Below are 14801 nucleotides of genomic sequence, written 5' to 3'. Positions count from 1 at the left end.
CTACAACGACTATTAATAGATAAAAATAAAACCATGAAAATTAATTTTAATCTATTATTAATAATCTTTGCTTCGTTTAGTTTAAATTCTCAGATAAACAAGCCAAGTTTAAGTCCGAAAAAGATAACAAAACAACAAGTAGGTTTAGCTACTATTACATTAGAATATGGACAACCTAATAAACAAGGGCGAAAAATATTTGGTTCATTAATTCCTTTTAATAGATTATGGAGAACAGGAGCTAATGGTTCAACAAAAATAACTACTGATAAAGAAATTACACTTGCAAGTCATATAATTCCTGCTGGTACTTATGGGTTATATACTATACCAAACAAAAAAGAATGGACTATTATTATTCACAAAAAAAGTAGTTTATGGGGAGATGCTGGTTACCAAAAAGAAAATGACTTGTTAAGATTTACAGTTCCCGTAAAAAAGACAAAAGATACTAACGAAACTTTAAATATTAATTTCGAAAACTTTACTGTTGATGGTGCTGATTTAATATTAAGTTGGGAGAAAACTAAAATAATTATTCCCGTTTTTGTAAATTCTGATGCTATAATTCAAGAGCAAATAAATACAAAAATTATTAATTCTAAAACAAGTGCAAAAGCTCAAACATATTTTGATGCCGCTCAGTTTTATTATTTAAAAAATAAAGAATTAAATACTGCTTTTGAATGGTTTAAAAAAGCTGAAAAATTAAGACCTAGTGCTTTTTGGTATACTTATTATAAAGCCGAATTAGCACTCAAGTTAAACAAAAAAAACATTGCGAAGCAAGGTGCTGAAAAATGTTTAAAAGCTGCACAAAACAGTAAATCATCTGATTACGGATACATTTCTAAATGCTCCTTATTACTTAAATCAATTAACTAAAAACTATTTTTCAAAACTTGATTTCTCTGGTAATATACTCTCAAATGCATTGGTTATATCTTGCATTACTTTATCATAATTTCTAATATGTATATTATCATTCAAACAAACAAGTTTATATGTTTGTTCTCTAACTGCCTTAATAGCTTTTTTTGATTTAATGAGTAATGGAAACATTTTAGTATCTTGATACGTATTATACGGCACAAAATTCGAACTACATATTTGCCATGTTTTAAATAACTCAGGAGTATAATCATCATTACTTCTAAACCTATGCTCAGACATTTCAGTAAGTTCCTCATTACAATGCTTCCAAACATCTTCAAAAGTAGATTTTAAAAAAGGTTGTGCATTATGAGGAGTACGAAGTGTAATAAACTCATTATAATACTTCAATAACTTTGTTAACCTTCCTCTCTTACCGTAAGACGGATCGTACCATTTTGCGTGATCTCTTTTAAAAACCTCCTTCTTATCAAAATGTTTATTGATAAGTCGTATGTTGTTTTTAAGCATTTTTTCGAATTGAGAAATACCTGTATTTTTTCTAAAAGTAGCAATATCTTTAGGTAATCCTCCTTCAAAAAAACGAGTCTTAGGAACAGTATTCGTAATAAAAAAATCATCATTAAAATACACAAATCGCTCTGACAAATCAGGAATTTTGTGCATGTAAATTTCTATTAAATTCGAATTAAAAACTGGTAAGTACTGTTTTGGAATATAATCTGAATGACTTACCAAATTTATTTTAGGATGATTTTCATCTAACCACTCTGGTTTTTGACCACTCGTAACAAAATGAATTTTTCGAACCCAAGGAGTAAATTTATCAATACCTCTAAACCAATATTTTAAAAATCCATGATCACGAAAACGCGCTTCAGAAAGCTCATTCACTGAATTATCTATTTTATTAGAATACTTCGAAAATTCCTTAATCCATTTAGGATCATCCATATCAACCCAAGTAACCACAAAATCTATCCCCATCTTATTTATATAAAAATTAAACGAATCTGTATAAGATTCAAAAGTAAGTTATTTTCAATATAAACATAGTCATATTACCTAAGAATTACAGGTTATCCAATAATTCTATATCACTAAAATATTAACATTTCAATAAAATAAAAAAACTAACAGAGAACAATCATAAAAAAACAACGGGTTTACCAAAAATAAGCAGTGTTACAATTGTTACAAATAATGAGGAATTTTCCAGTACTTTTACAACGCTAAAAACAGTAGTGTTTTAATAACTAAATTAGGTGGCACAAACCAAAAGTGCATAGCAAACAGTATTGGTGGCTACTAAAATCATAATAGCATATATTAAAAAACTTTATAATGGATATTATATTACAACCTTGGCCTTGGTATCTATCGGATTCACTAATTGCCTTTGTGCTTTTCTTGTTTTTTTACTTCGGAAAAAACTTTGGCATCTCTACAAATCTAGAAACCATGTGTACCATTGCAGGTGCGGGTAAAGTTTCTGATTACTTTAAAAAAGATTGGAAAGAACGTGATTGGGCACTTACTTTTTTGGTAGGATTAATTATTGGCGGCTTTATAAGCATTACTTATTTATCAGCAACAAACACAATTAATTTAAACCCAAAAACCGTACAAGAATTAGCCGATTTAGGTTTTGTCAATGCAGGAAACTCATATGTACCTTCTGAAATTTTCAGTATCGAAAACATGCTTACTTTAAAAGGTTTTTCAATTTTACTAATTGCCGGAGTTTTAATTGGCTTCGGAACTCGCTATGCTGGCGGATGCACTTCTGGCCATGCTATTACAGGCTTAAGTAGCTTACAATTACCATCGTTAATTGCGGTAATTGGTTTTTTTATAGGTGGTTTACTAATGACATGGGTATTATTCCCTTTAATTTTCGGATAACATGAAAAATATAAAATTTTTAATAGTAGGTATTTTATTCGGAATTATTATGACAAAATCCGAAGCCATTTCATGGTATCGAATTTATGAAATGTTTAAATTCCAATCCTTCCATATGTACGGAATTATAGGATCGGCAGTAGCAGTTTCTATGGTTTTGATGTATTTCTTTAAAAACGGAAAAATAAAAGATTATCAAGGAAACAAGATCAATATTAAAGAAAAGAAAAAAGGGATTATAAGAACACTTGTTGGCGGAACCATCTTTGGGTTGGGTTGGGCTTTGGCAGGCGCTTGCCCTGCTCCTATTTTTGTGTTAATTGGTCATGGTATTTTCCCTATAATTATTGTTTTAATAGGTGCAATGTTGGGTGCTTTTATTTATGGACTACTAAGTAAAAAACTACCTAATTAATTCTTAACAATAATTAGTAGCTGTTTCCCGCTTTTCGCACTCGCTCTCTGCGAGGAGCTCAAACAATTGCTACAATCGGGGCTAAACTTATTTATTGTGTTTAGGTTAAATTTTTAGTCTCTTTTTTCTATTATATCAGTTCGAGTGAAGTCGAGAACTACTTTTATAATCAATAATAACTAGCCTTAAAATTAAATAATTTATCAATTATAAAGTTTTCACTCCTTCATTAAAACAGCATCCAATAAATTGGAGTTTGTGTTATCAACCACACTCCAATTATATATTTTAGAAAGTTGATAAATCTTCGATAATTCTTCAAGTAAACGCACTTTAGCATCCTTTTGTAGTTTAGACACTGTAATTGTCGATTGTATCTTTTCAATCGCTTTAGCATTCAATTTATTAAACTCAGTCTTTGAAAAAGTATTAAACTGACTTTGTTGTAAATCGAAATACTGAATATCAGGAGATATCAAAACTTCTTCTTTCGGAATTTTGTTGATGATTATTCGCCTACCAATACTATCTATTTGAATTTCTAACTTCGATAAATCATAACCAACCTCAACTTTAGCATTAACAGAAAGAATTGCTTTTTTTTCGAAAGATAAATAATCGTATAAATATTTTTTAGTATCAGAGAAACTATACATTTCAGAAAAAACACCTTCAGAAACTACTAATTTACTTAAGTTTTGTATGCCGTTTAAAACAACTTTAATTTCTTCTTTTTGATGTTTCTCTTCTTTCTTTTCATACCAAAACTTGGCAATTAAAAAGCCCAATAAAAAGATAGCTAAATATTTAAGAATACGCATACTTTTATTTTTCTATAAATATAAATGATAAACAATCAATTATAAATATAAAAAAATATATTTACTGAAAGGTTTATAGCTTAAGCTTCTTTTTCTTCTTCTTTCGGAAACGCTTGCTTATTAAATATGAACAGCAACGCAACTCCGATGCTTATCCAAGAATCTGCTCCGTTAAAAATAGCATTAAAAAAAGTAAAACTTTCTCCTTCATACATCGGAAAGTATAACATATCTACCACTTTTCCGTAAAATAATTCACCGTAAGGCTTATCAGAAAATAATGTTGCTACATTATGGTACGAGCTATCGAAGATTACTCCGTAAAAAACAGAGTCGATAATATTACCTACTGCACCAGCTAAAACTAATGCAATTGCAATAACAATAGCTGTATGTGCTTGTCTTTTTATGGTTTGCCATAGCCAGTATACAATACCAGAAACTGCTACAACTCTAAATAAAGTTAAAAATAACTTACCCGCTCTACCGCCAAATTCAAAGCCCCAAGCCATACCATTATTTTCAGTAAAATGTATTTTAAACCAATCACCAAAAACAACTACTTCTTCTCCTAGTTGAAAATGTGTTTTAACATATATTTTACTGATTTGATCAATTAAAATTGCTAAAACTACGGTAAGTATTGCTATATTTTTTTTAGACATTTTATAAATTTAATAGCAGCTAAAATAAGAAAAGTATTCGTTTTTATTCCGTTATTAGGAGAACATTAGCGTTCATAGAACGCACTTTAAAATCGTGGATAGCTTTTCTGGTGTTTTTAGTATAAAACTGCTGCTTATAACTATTTTCATTTACACGTATTTCTCCATTTTTTGTTTCAACACTTACGGCACTTTTCTTTGGTAAAACAGCAGAAACATTTCCTAAAAACAACTGAACCAGCGCATTTCTCTTTACTTTATGTAAGTTTACAGTTCCTTTATCTATATAAATATTTAAATCTCCGTTATAACTTTTAGATGTTATTGCAATCGTTTTCCCGTAGATATTTACAATCTTATTTTTTGGTATTTTAATTATTGCCGCAGCTCGTTGCAGTCGTTTTGTAATATATTTCCTAAAAACGGGTTCCTTAAATGTATTAAAATCAAGTTTAAAGCCTACTTTTAAAATGTCATTTTCTTCTGTGATAAGAATTGTATGTGTATTCGGATTTTCATCTAACAATATTACTTCTATTTGGTTACTTGTAGCAGTTTCAATAACTACATCGTCCAATCCATCTGTAATAATTTCTATTTCTTCTGATTGAAAAGTGCTTTTTTTAATTAATTTTTCTTGAGCAAAAAGAAACATGTTTGTAAATAAAAACACCTTTAAACAAACGTACTTAAAACAAAAGAAACCTCTAAAAAGAGGTTTCCTATTATTATTGTAACTATACAAAATCTTATTGTTTACGCTTTGCCTCTATACTTAATGTAGCATGAGGAACTAATTTTAAGCGTTCTTTCTGAATTAATTTTCCTGTAACTCTACAAATACCATATGTTTTATTTTCAATACGAACTAGCGCATTTTTTAAATCACGGATAAACTTTTCTTGACGAATAGCTAGTTGCATATTTGCCTCTTTTGCCATTGTGTCTGAACCTTCATCAAACGATTTAAATGTTGGTGAAGTATCTTCTGTACCATTATCTGAACCGTTTTTATAAGAAGCTTGTAATAAGCTTAAATCTTCTTCTGACTGCTTAATTTTATTTAAAATGATTCCTTTAAATTCTTCTAAATCATTATCGGAGTATCTTATTGTAACATCTTCCATAAAGCTATATTTTTTCAATTAACATTCTACTATTTATGGTATCGAATTCAATTTCTGTACCATCTTTTAAAACATCAACAAAAACTAATTCATTTGTTAATGTTTCCGCTTTAATATAAGCGGCATTTGCTGCTACAGACTCTTGTAAATCAGCAGCTTTTAAAATGGTTAATTTTATTTTATCTGTTACTTCTAAACCAGAATCCTTACGTGCATTTTGAATTCTGTTTATCAATTCCCTTGCAACACCTTCTTTACGTAAATCTTCGTTTATTGTAACATCTAAAGCAACGGTTAAACCCTCTGCATTTGCTACCAACCAACCTTCAATATCTTTAGAAGAAATCTCTACATCAGCGGTTTCTAAATTAATCATTTTCTCATTAATCTCAACAGAAATAGTTCCTTCTTTTTCTATTTTGATAATATCTTCTTGCGTAAATTTCTGTATCTCATTCGCAATCAACTTCATATCCTTACCAAACTTTGGCCCTAAAGCTTTAAAATTTGGTTTTATTTGTTTTACTAAAATACCTGAAGCATCGTCTAACAACTCTATTTCCTTAACATTTACCTCTGATTTAATTAAATCAGCAACTGCTAAAATTTCTTCTTTTTGAGTTGCATCTAAAACCGGAATCATTATTTTTTGTAATGGTTGACGTACTTTTATCTTTTCTTTAGCTCTTAACGATAAAACTAATGAAGATATTGTTTGTGCGTTTTCCATTTTACGTTCTAAAGACTTATCAATTAAATTAGCATCGTATTTTGGAAATTCTGCTAAGTGCACACTTTCAAATCCTTCGATATTTGTTGTGCTAACTAAATCTTTATACAATTTATCCATAAAGAAAGGCGCTACTGGCGATGCCAATTTAGCTACCGTAAGCATACAAGTATATAAAGTTTGATATGCTGATATTTTATCTTGTGCGTATTCGCCTTTCCAAAAACGTCTTCTACACAAACGAACATACCAGTTACTTAAATGGTCTTGTACAAAATCAGAGATTGCTCTCGTTGCTTTTGTTGGTTCATATTCTGCATAAAAAACATCAACTTTTTGAGCTAAAGTATTTAATTCTGATAAAATCCAACGATCAATTTCTGGTCTTTCGTTTAAAGGAACCTCAGCTTCGCTATAATTGAAATTATCTAAATTTGCATATAAACTAAAGAAAGAATACGTGTTGTAAAGTGTTCCGAAAAATTTTCTACTAACCTCTGTTATTCCGTCTAAATCGAACTTTAAATTATCCCAAGGATTTGCGTTCGATATCATGTACCAACGCGTAGCATCGGATTCATATTTATCTAACGTTGAAAACGGATCTACTCCATTTCCTAAACGCTTCGACATTTTTTGTCCGTTTTTGTCTAACACCAATCCGTTAGAAACAACGTTTTTATAGGCTTTATCATCAAAAACCATGGTTGCAATAGCGTGTAAGGTATAAAACCATCCACGAGTTTGATCTACTCCTTCGGCAATGAAATCGGCTGTTTTCCAACCTTCTTCTACCAATTCTTTATTTTCAAACGGATAATGCCATTGTGCATACGGCATAGAACCAGAATCGAACCAAACATCAATTAAATCTGCTTCACGTTTCATCGGTTCTCCTGAATCAGAAATCAAGGTGATTTTATCAACTACATTTTTATGTAAATCAACCGTATCATAATTTTCGTCTGACATATCTCCTGATACGAAATCAGCAAAAATATCTTCAGACATTACTCCAGCTTTTACAGCCTTTTGCATTTCTTCTTTTAACTCAGCTACAGAACCCATTATTTTAGTTTCCTTACCATCTTCTGTTCTCCAAACTGGTAGTGGAATTCCCCAAAAACGAGAACGTGACAAGTTCCAATCATTGGCATTTTTTAACCAATTTCCAAAACGACCTGTTCCGGTTGATGCTGGTTTCCAATTAACCTCTTCGTTTAAAGAGTGCATACGTTCTTTAACGTCTGTTACTTTTATAAACCAAGAATCTAACGGATAATATAAAATAGGCTTATCAGTTCTCCAACAATGCGGATAACTGTGCACATATTTCTCTACCTTAAAGGCTTTATTTTCTTCTTTTAATTTTATCGCTATTTGTACATCTACTGATTTTTCTGGAGCTTCTCCATCAGCATAGTATTCATTTTTAACGTACATCCCTGCAAACTCACCTACTTCTTTAGTAAACTTACCTTGTAAATCTACTAAAGGAACTAAATTATCGTTCGCATCTTTAACTAACATTGGTGGTACACCTGCATCTTTACAAACAATAGCATCATCAGCTCCAAAAGTTGGTGCTGTATGTACAATTCCTGTTCCGTCTTCCGTAGTAACAAAATCTCCTGGAATTACTCTAAACGCATCCTCAGCATTTTCATAAGGTAGTACATACGGTAATAATTGCTCGTATTTAGTACCCACTAAATCTGCTCCTTTACATTCTGCTACAACCAAGTAAGGTATTTGCTTATCATCTGCTTTATAACTTGCTAAATCTGCTTCATTTTCAACAGCCTTAAACTTCTTTCCTGCGAATTGCTTTCCTACTAAAGGCTTTCCTAAAATTACTTGCGTAGGTTCGAATGTATATTGGTTAAATGTTTTTACTAAAACATAATCAATTTTTAGTCCAACGGTTAGTGCTGTATTACTTGGCAACGTCCAAGGAGTAGTTGTCCAAGCTAAAATATGAACATCACTTCCGTTTTGTAAAATACTTGGTAGTGTTTCGGTAACTGCTTTAAATTGTGCTACAACAGTAGTATCGGTAACATCTTGATAGGCTCCTGGTTGATTTACCTCATGAGAGCTCAATCCAGTTCCTGCTTTTGGTGAATATGGCTGAATTGTATATCCTTTATACATCAAATCTTTGTTATAGATTTGCTTTAACAACCACCAAACAGTTTCCATATATTTTGGTTTATAGGTAACATACGGATCTTCCATATCTACCCAATATCCCATTTTTTCGGTAAGTGTATTCCAAATATCCGTATACTTCATTACTGCTTTTTTACAAGCAATATTGTATTCTTCTACCGTAATTTTAGTACCGATATCTTCTTTGGTAATTCCTAATTCTTTTTCTACACCAAGTTCCACTGGTAAACCATGGGTATCCCAACCAGCTTTACGCTTTACTTGAAATCCTTTTAAGGTTTTGTAACGGCAAAAAATATCTTTAATGGTACGTCCCATTGCGTGGTGAATACCTGGTAAACCATTTGCTGAAGGTATTCCTTCAAAAAAGATAAACGGCTTGTTATCATCACGGGTAGTTATACTTTTTTCAAAAATGTTGTTTTCTTTCCAGTAATTAAGGATTTCATCAGCAACATTTGGCAAGTTAAGCCCCTTGTATTCAGTAAACTTCGTACTCATTTTGTAATTGTATTAATTGAATTGGCAAAATTACGTATTTTCTTGTAATTGTAGTAGTTGACACTAAAAAAAGCCCTTAAATAAAGGCTTTTTAATTCGATTCTACTTTTTAAGAAATACCTCTCTCTTCTTTTATTTGTTCGTAAGCAGCTTGAATTTTTTGAAATTTCTCTTTCGCTCCCTGTTTATGTTCCTCTCCAAAGCCTTCTAATTTATCTGGATGGTATTTTTTAGCCATCTTTCTATATGCTTTTTTCAATTCGTCGTTGGTAGCTGTTTTGGTTATTTCTAATATTTTATATGCGCTATCTGACTCATTATAAAACATCGCTTTTATTGATGAATAATCAGGGTCGTTTATATATAAATATCCCGCTATTTTTCTTATTTCTTCTTCTTCGGATGAAGCTACTTGTCCGTCTGCTTTTGCTATTCCGAATAAAAAATGTATTAATTGTAATCGAGAAGAATGCGACATATGTTGGCGGATTTGCATACACACCTGACGGGTTGATATCTGCTTTTTAATAATTCCGCTAAATAACTTAAACGCATGATTTGCCCGTTCTTTTCCATACATTTTTACAAAATGCATACGCACATAATCTAACTCTCGTTGATCAATTTTACCATCTGCTTTAATAACTACTGAGGCTAAAATCAATAAAGTGATTTCAAAATCGCCAGAAGTAGCCCTTCCTCTTCGTTGCGGTTCTGATTGTCGTTGATATTCTTTTTGTTCTGCCGTAAAATCTTCTACCGAAACTCCATCAATAAAACTACCAACTGCAAACCCTATAATGGCACCTATTGGACCACCCATTGTAAATCCTGCTCCGGCTCCAAGCCATTTTGCAAATTTTCCCATTTTTTAAATTTAAAGATGTAAATATACTATTAAGTCTTTACAAAAAGCAGCATTTGTTTTCGCTTGATTTTTGCTGTTAAATAAAGTACCTTTGCTTAAATTATTTAATTAAAAATTATGTACCCAGAAGAATTAGTAAAACCGATGCGTGACCAATTAATCGATGCTGGTTTTGACGCTTTATATACTGCCGAAGATGTTAATACAGCTTTAGCAAAAAAAGGAACAACTTTAGTAATGGTAAACTCTGTTTGTGGTTGTGCGGCAGGTACTGCTAGACCAGGAGCGATTGCTTCTTTAGGAGCTGACAAAACTCCTACAAACTTAACTACTGTTTTTGCAGGTGTAGAAAAAGAATCTACCGCTAGAGCAAGAGAACTTATGGTTCCTTTTCCTCCGTCATCTCCTGCAATTGCATTATTTAAAGATGGTAACTTAGTACACATGTTAGAGCGTCACCATATTGAAGGTCATTCGGCTCAAGCTATTGCTCAGAACTTAGCAGGAGCTTACGATGAATTTTGTGAATAATAATTCGCATTAGAGTCAATAAAAAAATCCAGCAAATTTGCTGGACTTTTTTGTTACACTTTTTTTATTACACTGGTAACAATACCCCAAATAATAAAATTATTTTCTTCGGTAATTTTTATGATTGGATAGTCTGGATTTTCAGGTTGCAACCATACCTCATCTTTTTCTACTCTTAATCGTTTTACGGTAAATTCTCCATCTAAAAAACAGATCGCTATTTTATTGTTTTCAGGTGAAATACTTCTATCAATCACCAATAAATCGTTATCATCTAACCCTGCACCAATCATAGATTGACCACTAACTTTGGCAAAAAAAGTAGCCTCTTTATTTCGTATTAACTCTTCATCTAACGAAATACGTGTTTCTTTAAAATCATCCGCAGGTGAAGGAAATCCAGCAGAAATACCAATATCCATAAAAATTGCCCCTGCACTTTCATTCATTTCTTTTGGCAATAAAAAAGTTAATGCTTCTGTTGTTTTCATAAATTATTTTACCCTAATAATATCGTTAATATTTGTGGTGTATTTTGGCGATAATCGCTCTTGACGCATTTTCCAAGTACGTTTTAAATCTTGATTCGCTAATTTAACCTTATCTGACTTAAAAGTCAGATTTATTTTATCAATAGCTTGCATTAGTGGTTTATGCTTCGGATTTTCAGTTTCAAACATATTTATTTGATAATTATCCGACGGTACCAACCCTGTTACAATAACTCCTGCTCGCTTGTATTTTACGCCTTTTTTAAAAATAGTTTTTACGGCTTCTACAGCACTTTTGCTTATTGTTAAAGTTGAATCTGTTGGATATGAAAAAACAACCGTTCTGCTTGCACGATGTTGTTCGCTATCTTTTTTATGACGGTCGCTATGCAACACAACCATAACCATATGGCAACTTGAGTTTTGCTTGCGTAATTTTTCTGCACAACTTACTGCGAAGGTTGAAATACGTTCTTTTATATTATCAATATCAGAAAAAGTATGTTCGAAACTTCGTGTGGTGGCAATTGCTTTTTTAGTAACTGGCTCGTCTAGGAATATCTTAGAATCTCCTTCTAAGTCTTTTTTCAATTTCCAAATGGTGATTGATAAGTTTTTGCGAACCCAAGTATCATCTAATTGTGTAAAATCGTAGGCTTTTATACATCCTTTTGCTTGTAGCTTTTTTGATAAACGGCTTCCTATTCCCCAAACGTTTTCTATCGCTGTCCATTTTAAAGCTTTAATCCTTTTCTCTTCAGAATCTATTACATACACTCCTTTTGTTTGCTTCGGAAATTTACGCGCAATCTTATTCGCTATTTTAGTTAATGCTTTGGTTGGCGCAATACCTACACAGGTCGGAATTCCTGTCCACTGTAAAACTTTACTTCTAATTTCGGTTCCGTATTCTTGGAGATTATAATTTTCGAATCCTTTAAATTGTAAAAAAGCTTCATCGATGGAATACACTTCGATATCTGGAGAAAACTGCTCTAATATTTTCATTACTCGAGTGCTCATATCGCCATACAGCGGATAATTGGAAGATAATACCGTAATATTATGTTCTTTACAAAATCGTTCCCATTTAAAAATTGGCGCACCAAACGGGAGGTTTATGTTTTTAGCCTCGTCGCTCATCGCAATTACACAACCATCATTATTGCTTAAAACAGCAACTGGTTTCCCTCGTAAATTCGGATTAAAAACCCGTTCACAAGAAGCATAAAAATTATTACAATCTACCAACGCATACATATTGGTAAAGGTAATTAATCTTAAGTTTTAGTCTTCTACAAATTCTAAAATATCTGCTGGCTGACATTCTAAAGCTTTACAAATTGCTTCTAAAGTTGAAAATCGAATTGCCTTGGCTTTTCCTGATTTTAAGATGGATAAATTTGCCGTAGTTATCCCCACAATTTCTGCCAAATCTTTACTTTTCATCTTGCGTTTGGCAAGCATTACATCTAAGTTTACAATTATTGGCATAGTTATATTGTTAGATCGTTTTCTTGTTTGATTTGATTTCCTTCTATCAACACCTTACTAAATATCATTAAAAACAAACCGAAAACTATCATTAACAATGATAAGTATTTAGAATCTCCTCCAAAATAAACCACATATTTTACATCAATAAAAAAAACAGCAAAACTTAAAAAGAAAGAAACAAAGTTAGCTAAAGCTATAAATTTCCCTGCTTTAAAAAGGAATAAAGAGGTATTATTATTAAAATAATCTTTTATATTTTTTAATAATAAAATTCTAATTAAAAACGATGCTCCGTACATAAAGAAACTAAATGTTATAGATTTTGTTACAATTACTGTTTTCACAAATAAAGAAGGCGAATCATTATCAAAATGCCCAAAATGTAATACATCTTTTTCAAATACTAATGCGAGTGCTACTAATATGTTATCAAATAAAAATAGGATTAATATTGACACAAAAAGAATAAATGTTATCTGTTTAAATAATTTTAATTTTCTCATAATCTATATAGTTAAATCGTTTTCTTGTTTCATGTTTTTAGATACTTTAAAAATTTCAGAAAGCACCACAAAAAACAACCCGAAGCAAATACATAAATAATGTGTACTGATTCCAAAATCAAAACTTATTTTAGATTCAATAACTAGTTTTAATCCAACTTCACTTATAATCATTAATAAACCTGCTATCATTAAAACGTTTCCTGCTGATTTTAAGTTTGCAATTACTTTTTCTGTAAAAATTCGAGAGCGAACAAATTCATTTAAAACCAATCTAAATTTATAAATTGTGTAATAAATCAATAAATAAGAAAGTAAAAAAATCGCGAAAAAAACTTTGTGCAGTATCGTTATACTTTCGGTAATATTTATTTTTAAAAAATCACTTGTAATATTTTCTGACAGTATAAAAACAGCGGGGATTCCTAAAATTAAAAAAGGAACTACGCAGCTTGTAGTAATAAAAAGAAAGTCAACCAGACTTTTTAGTATGTGTAATTTTCTCATAATCTATATAGTTAAATCATTTTCTGTTTGAATTTCAATTCCTCTTTTTACAATTTGTGCAAAAATGAAAATCACTACTGATAAGAAAACAAAATCACTTGAGAATAAGTACATCTGAAAACCATGTTTTTTACCAATCAATTGCATGTGCGTGTTATGCACAATAGCTAAAATCCATAAATAGAAAATACCATAACTTATTTGTTGCATAAATTTTTGAACATTCATATTAAATGGGTGTTTCATATTTAAGCTTCTAAGTAATTTTATTACTAAAAATGCAATATAAGCTTCAGTTGCAAATAGTAATATTTTATACCCAACAATAAATGAATATTGCATAAAACTATACTCTCTGTATTCAAAAAGATTCATGCCTTCATATAAATTTCTTGAAACCTCTGGGTTGCTAATACTTAGCAAATAAGTTACTAAAATTGCTCCGGATTTAATCATTAATCCGATAAATGCAAACCATGAAAAAAATTTCATAATTTTTAATATTCTTTCTGTTTTCATATTTTTAAGCTTTAATAATTTAGGTTATGTCAACCTGAACTTGTTTCAGGTTCTCATCACAACTACAGCTTACTGTAAAATGTGATTCTAAAATAAATTCATTTACACTGCAAATATAATAAAATTATCGAAAAACAATAATTTATTATTAATTATTGATAATTAAACTTTTCTTATTTTTGCTGTATGATTAAGAAATTAAAGATTGACGGAATTGATAAAATCATTATCAAACGATTGGTTGCAGATGCTCGTATACCTATTTTAAGTATTGCCCGCGAAGTAGGAATTTCAGGAGCTGCCATACATCAACGTTTACGAAAACTAGAAGCTTCTGATTTAATTGATGGCTATAAAATGACATTAAACCCGAAGGCTTTAGGCTATAATACTACCGCTTTTGTAGGGGTGTTTTTAGATTCTTCTAGCATGTATTCATCAGCAATAAAACGTTTAAAAGAAATCCCTGAAATTGTTGAAAGTCACTATACAACCGGTAATTATGCTGTTTTTATTAAAATTTTGTGTAAAAACAACGAAGATTTAATGCACTTGTTAAATAAAGATATTCAAAACATAAAAGGGGTTTCAAGAACAGAAACTTTTATATCTTTAGACCAACAAATAGACCGACAAATAAAAATTTAAAAACCCC

Annotated in this window: 18 protein-coding genes; 5 read left to right on the top strand and 13 right to left on the bottom strand. The window is 30.9% G+C overall.

The genetic code is table 11. The features are described from left to right. The first annotated feature begins 33 nt into the window (after positions 1-33). Positions 34-885 carry a DUF2911 domain-containing protein gene (locus PG912_RS01775; RefSeq protein ID WP_275688242.1) on the top strand — a complete coding sequence of 284 codons (852 nt, stop codon included), beginning with the start codon at positions 34-36 and terminating at the stop codon, positions 883-885. 3 nt (positions 886-888) lie between these two features. On the opposite strand, the gene PG912_RS01770 is transcribed toward PG912_RS01775, so the two are convergent. Continuing rightward, positions 889-1881, bottom strand: coding sequence for a stealth family protein (locus PG912_RS01770; protein ID WP_275688241.1), 993 nt, complete (start codon positions 1879-1881; stop codon positions 889-891). A gap of 357 nt (positions 1882-2238) precedes the next feature. Between PG912_RS01770 and PG912_RS01765 the strand changes: the two genes are divergently transcribed. Beyond that, complete coding sequence (locus PG912_RS01765; protein ID WP_275688240.1) at positions 2239-2799, top strand: YeeE/YedE family protein; 561 nt, start codon at positions 2239-2241, stop codon at positions 2797-2799. Between the two features lies 1 nt (position 2800). Further along, positions 2801-3214 carry a DUF6691 family protein gene (locus tag PG912_RS01760; RefSeq protein ID WP_275688239.1) on the top strand — a complete coding sequence of 138 codons (414 nt, stop codon included), beginning with the start codon at positions 2801-2803 and terminating at the stop codon, positions 3212-3214. A 218-nt stretch (positions 3215-3432) separates the two neighbouring features. Here PG912_RS01760 and PG912_RS01755 read toward each other — a convergent pair whose 3' ends face one another. The 6 genes from PG912_RS01755 to PG912_RS01730 form a co-directional block, all read right to left on the bottom strand. Beyond that, on the bottom strand, positions 3433-4035 hold the full coding sequence (locus PG912_RS01755) for a DUF4230 domain-containing protein (RefSeq protein ID WP_275688238.1): 603 nt from the start codon (positions 4033-4035) through the stop codon (positions 3433-3435). Between the two features lie 80 nt (positions 4036-4115). Next, a complete protein-coding gene (locus PG912_RS01750) occupies positions 4116-4700 on the bottom strand; it encodes a lipoprotein signal peptidase (protein WP_275688237.1) in 585 nt (194 codons plus the stop codon). A gap of 43 nt (positions 4701-4743) precedes the next feature. After that, a complete protein-coding gene (locus PG912_RS01745; RefSeq protein WP_275688236.1) occupies positions 4744-5355 on the bottom strand; it encodes a hypothetical protein in 612 nt (203 codons plus the stop codon). Positions 5356-5449: 94 nt separating this feature from the next. Next, positions 5450-5827, bottom strand: a complete 378-nt coding sequence (locus PG912_RS01740; RefSeq protein WP_260586463.1) for a TraR/DksA family transcriptional regulator — start codon at positions 5825-5827, stop codon at positions 5450-5452. Between the two features lie 4 nt (positions 5828-5831). Next, the gene (gene ileS / locus PG912_RS01735) at positions 5832-9230 is read right to left on the bottom strand and encodes an isoleucine--tRNA ligase (protein ID WP_275688235.1); all 3399 of its coding nucleotides are present in this window, start codon (positions 9228-9230) and stop codon (positions 5832-5834) included. A gap of 109 nt (positions 9231-9339) precedes the next feature. Next, a complete protein-coding gene (locus tag PG912_RS01730; RefSeq protein WP_260586465.1) occupies positions 9340-10098 on the bottom strand; it encodes a TerB family tellurite resistance protein in 759 nt (252 codons plus the stop codon). Positions 10099-10215: 117 nt separating this feature from the next. Here PG912_RS01730 and PG912_RS01725 point away from each other — a divergent pair, with 117 nt between their 5' ends. Then, complete coding sequence (locus PG912_RS01725; protein ID WP_260586466.1) at positions 10216-10629, top strand: BrxA/BrxB family bacilliredoxin; 414 nt, start codon at positions 10216-10218, stop codon at positions 10627-10629. Between the two features lie 53 nt (positions 10630-10682). Here the strand turns inward: PG912_RS01725 and PG912_RS01720 are convergent, their stop codons facing one another. The 6 genes from PG912_RS01720 to PG912_RS01695 are packed head-to-tail and all read right to left on the bottom strand — an operon-like array spanning position 10683 to position 14119. Then, a complete protein-coding gene (locus tag PG912_RS01720; RefSeq protein WP_275688234.1) occupies positions 10683-11120 on the bottom strand; it encodes a LexA family protein in 438 nt (145 codons plus the stop codon). Between the two features lie 3 nt (positions 11121-11123). Next, a complete protein-coding gene (locus PG912_RS01715; protein ID WP_275688233.1) occupies positions 11124-12380 on the bottom strand; it encodes a Y-family DNA polymerase in 1257 nt (418 codons plus the stop codon). A gap of 27 nt (positions 12381-12407) precedes the next feature. Next, on the bottom strand, positions 12408-12614 hold the full coding sequence (locus tag PG912_RS01710; protein ID WP_218771573.1) for a helix-turn-helix domain-containing protein: 207 nt from the start codon (positions 12612-12614) through the stop codon (positions 12408-12410). A gap of 2 nt (positions 12615-12616) precedes the next feature. Beyond that, on the bottom strand, positions 12617-13120 hold the full coding sequence (locus PG912_RS01705; protein ID WP_275688232.1) for a DUF2975 domain-containing protein: 504 nt from the start codon (positions 13118-13120) through the stop codon (positions 12617-12619). A gap of 3 nt (positions 13121-13123) precedes the next feature. After that, on the bottom strand, positions 13124-13627 hold the full coding sequence (locus PG912_RS01700) for a DUF2975 domain-containing protein (RefSeq protein WP_275688231.1): 504 nt from the start codon (positions 13625-13627) through the stop codon (positions 13124-13126). 3 nt (positions 13628-13630) lie between these two features. Next, the gene (locus tag PG912_RS01695) at positions 13631-14119 is read right to left on the bottom strand and encodes a DUF2975 domain-containing protein (RefSeq protein ID WP_275688230.1); all 489 of its coding nucleotides are present in this window, start codon (positions 14117-14119) and stop codon (positions 13631-13633) included. 213 nt (positions 14120-14332) lie between these two features. Here PG912_RS01695 and PG912_RS01690 point away from each other — a divergent pair, with 213 nt between their 5' ends. Further along, positions 14333-14794, top strand: a complete 462-nt coding sequence (locus tag PG912_RS01690) for an Lrp/AsnC ligand binding domain-containing protein (RefSeq protein ID WP_260586471.1) — start codon at positions 14333-14335, stop codon at positions 14792-14794. Positions 14795-14801: the final 7 nt, after the last annotated feature.

Source organism: Tenacibaculum retecalamus (genome assembly GCF_027941755.1).
In the GTDB taxonomy this organism is placed as follows: Bacteria; Bacteroidota; Bacteroidia; order Flavobacteriales; family Flavobacteriaceae; genus Polaribacter; species Polaribacter haliotis_B.
This window is presented reverse-complemented; position numbering and strand designations above follow the sequence as displayed.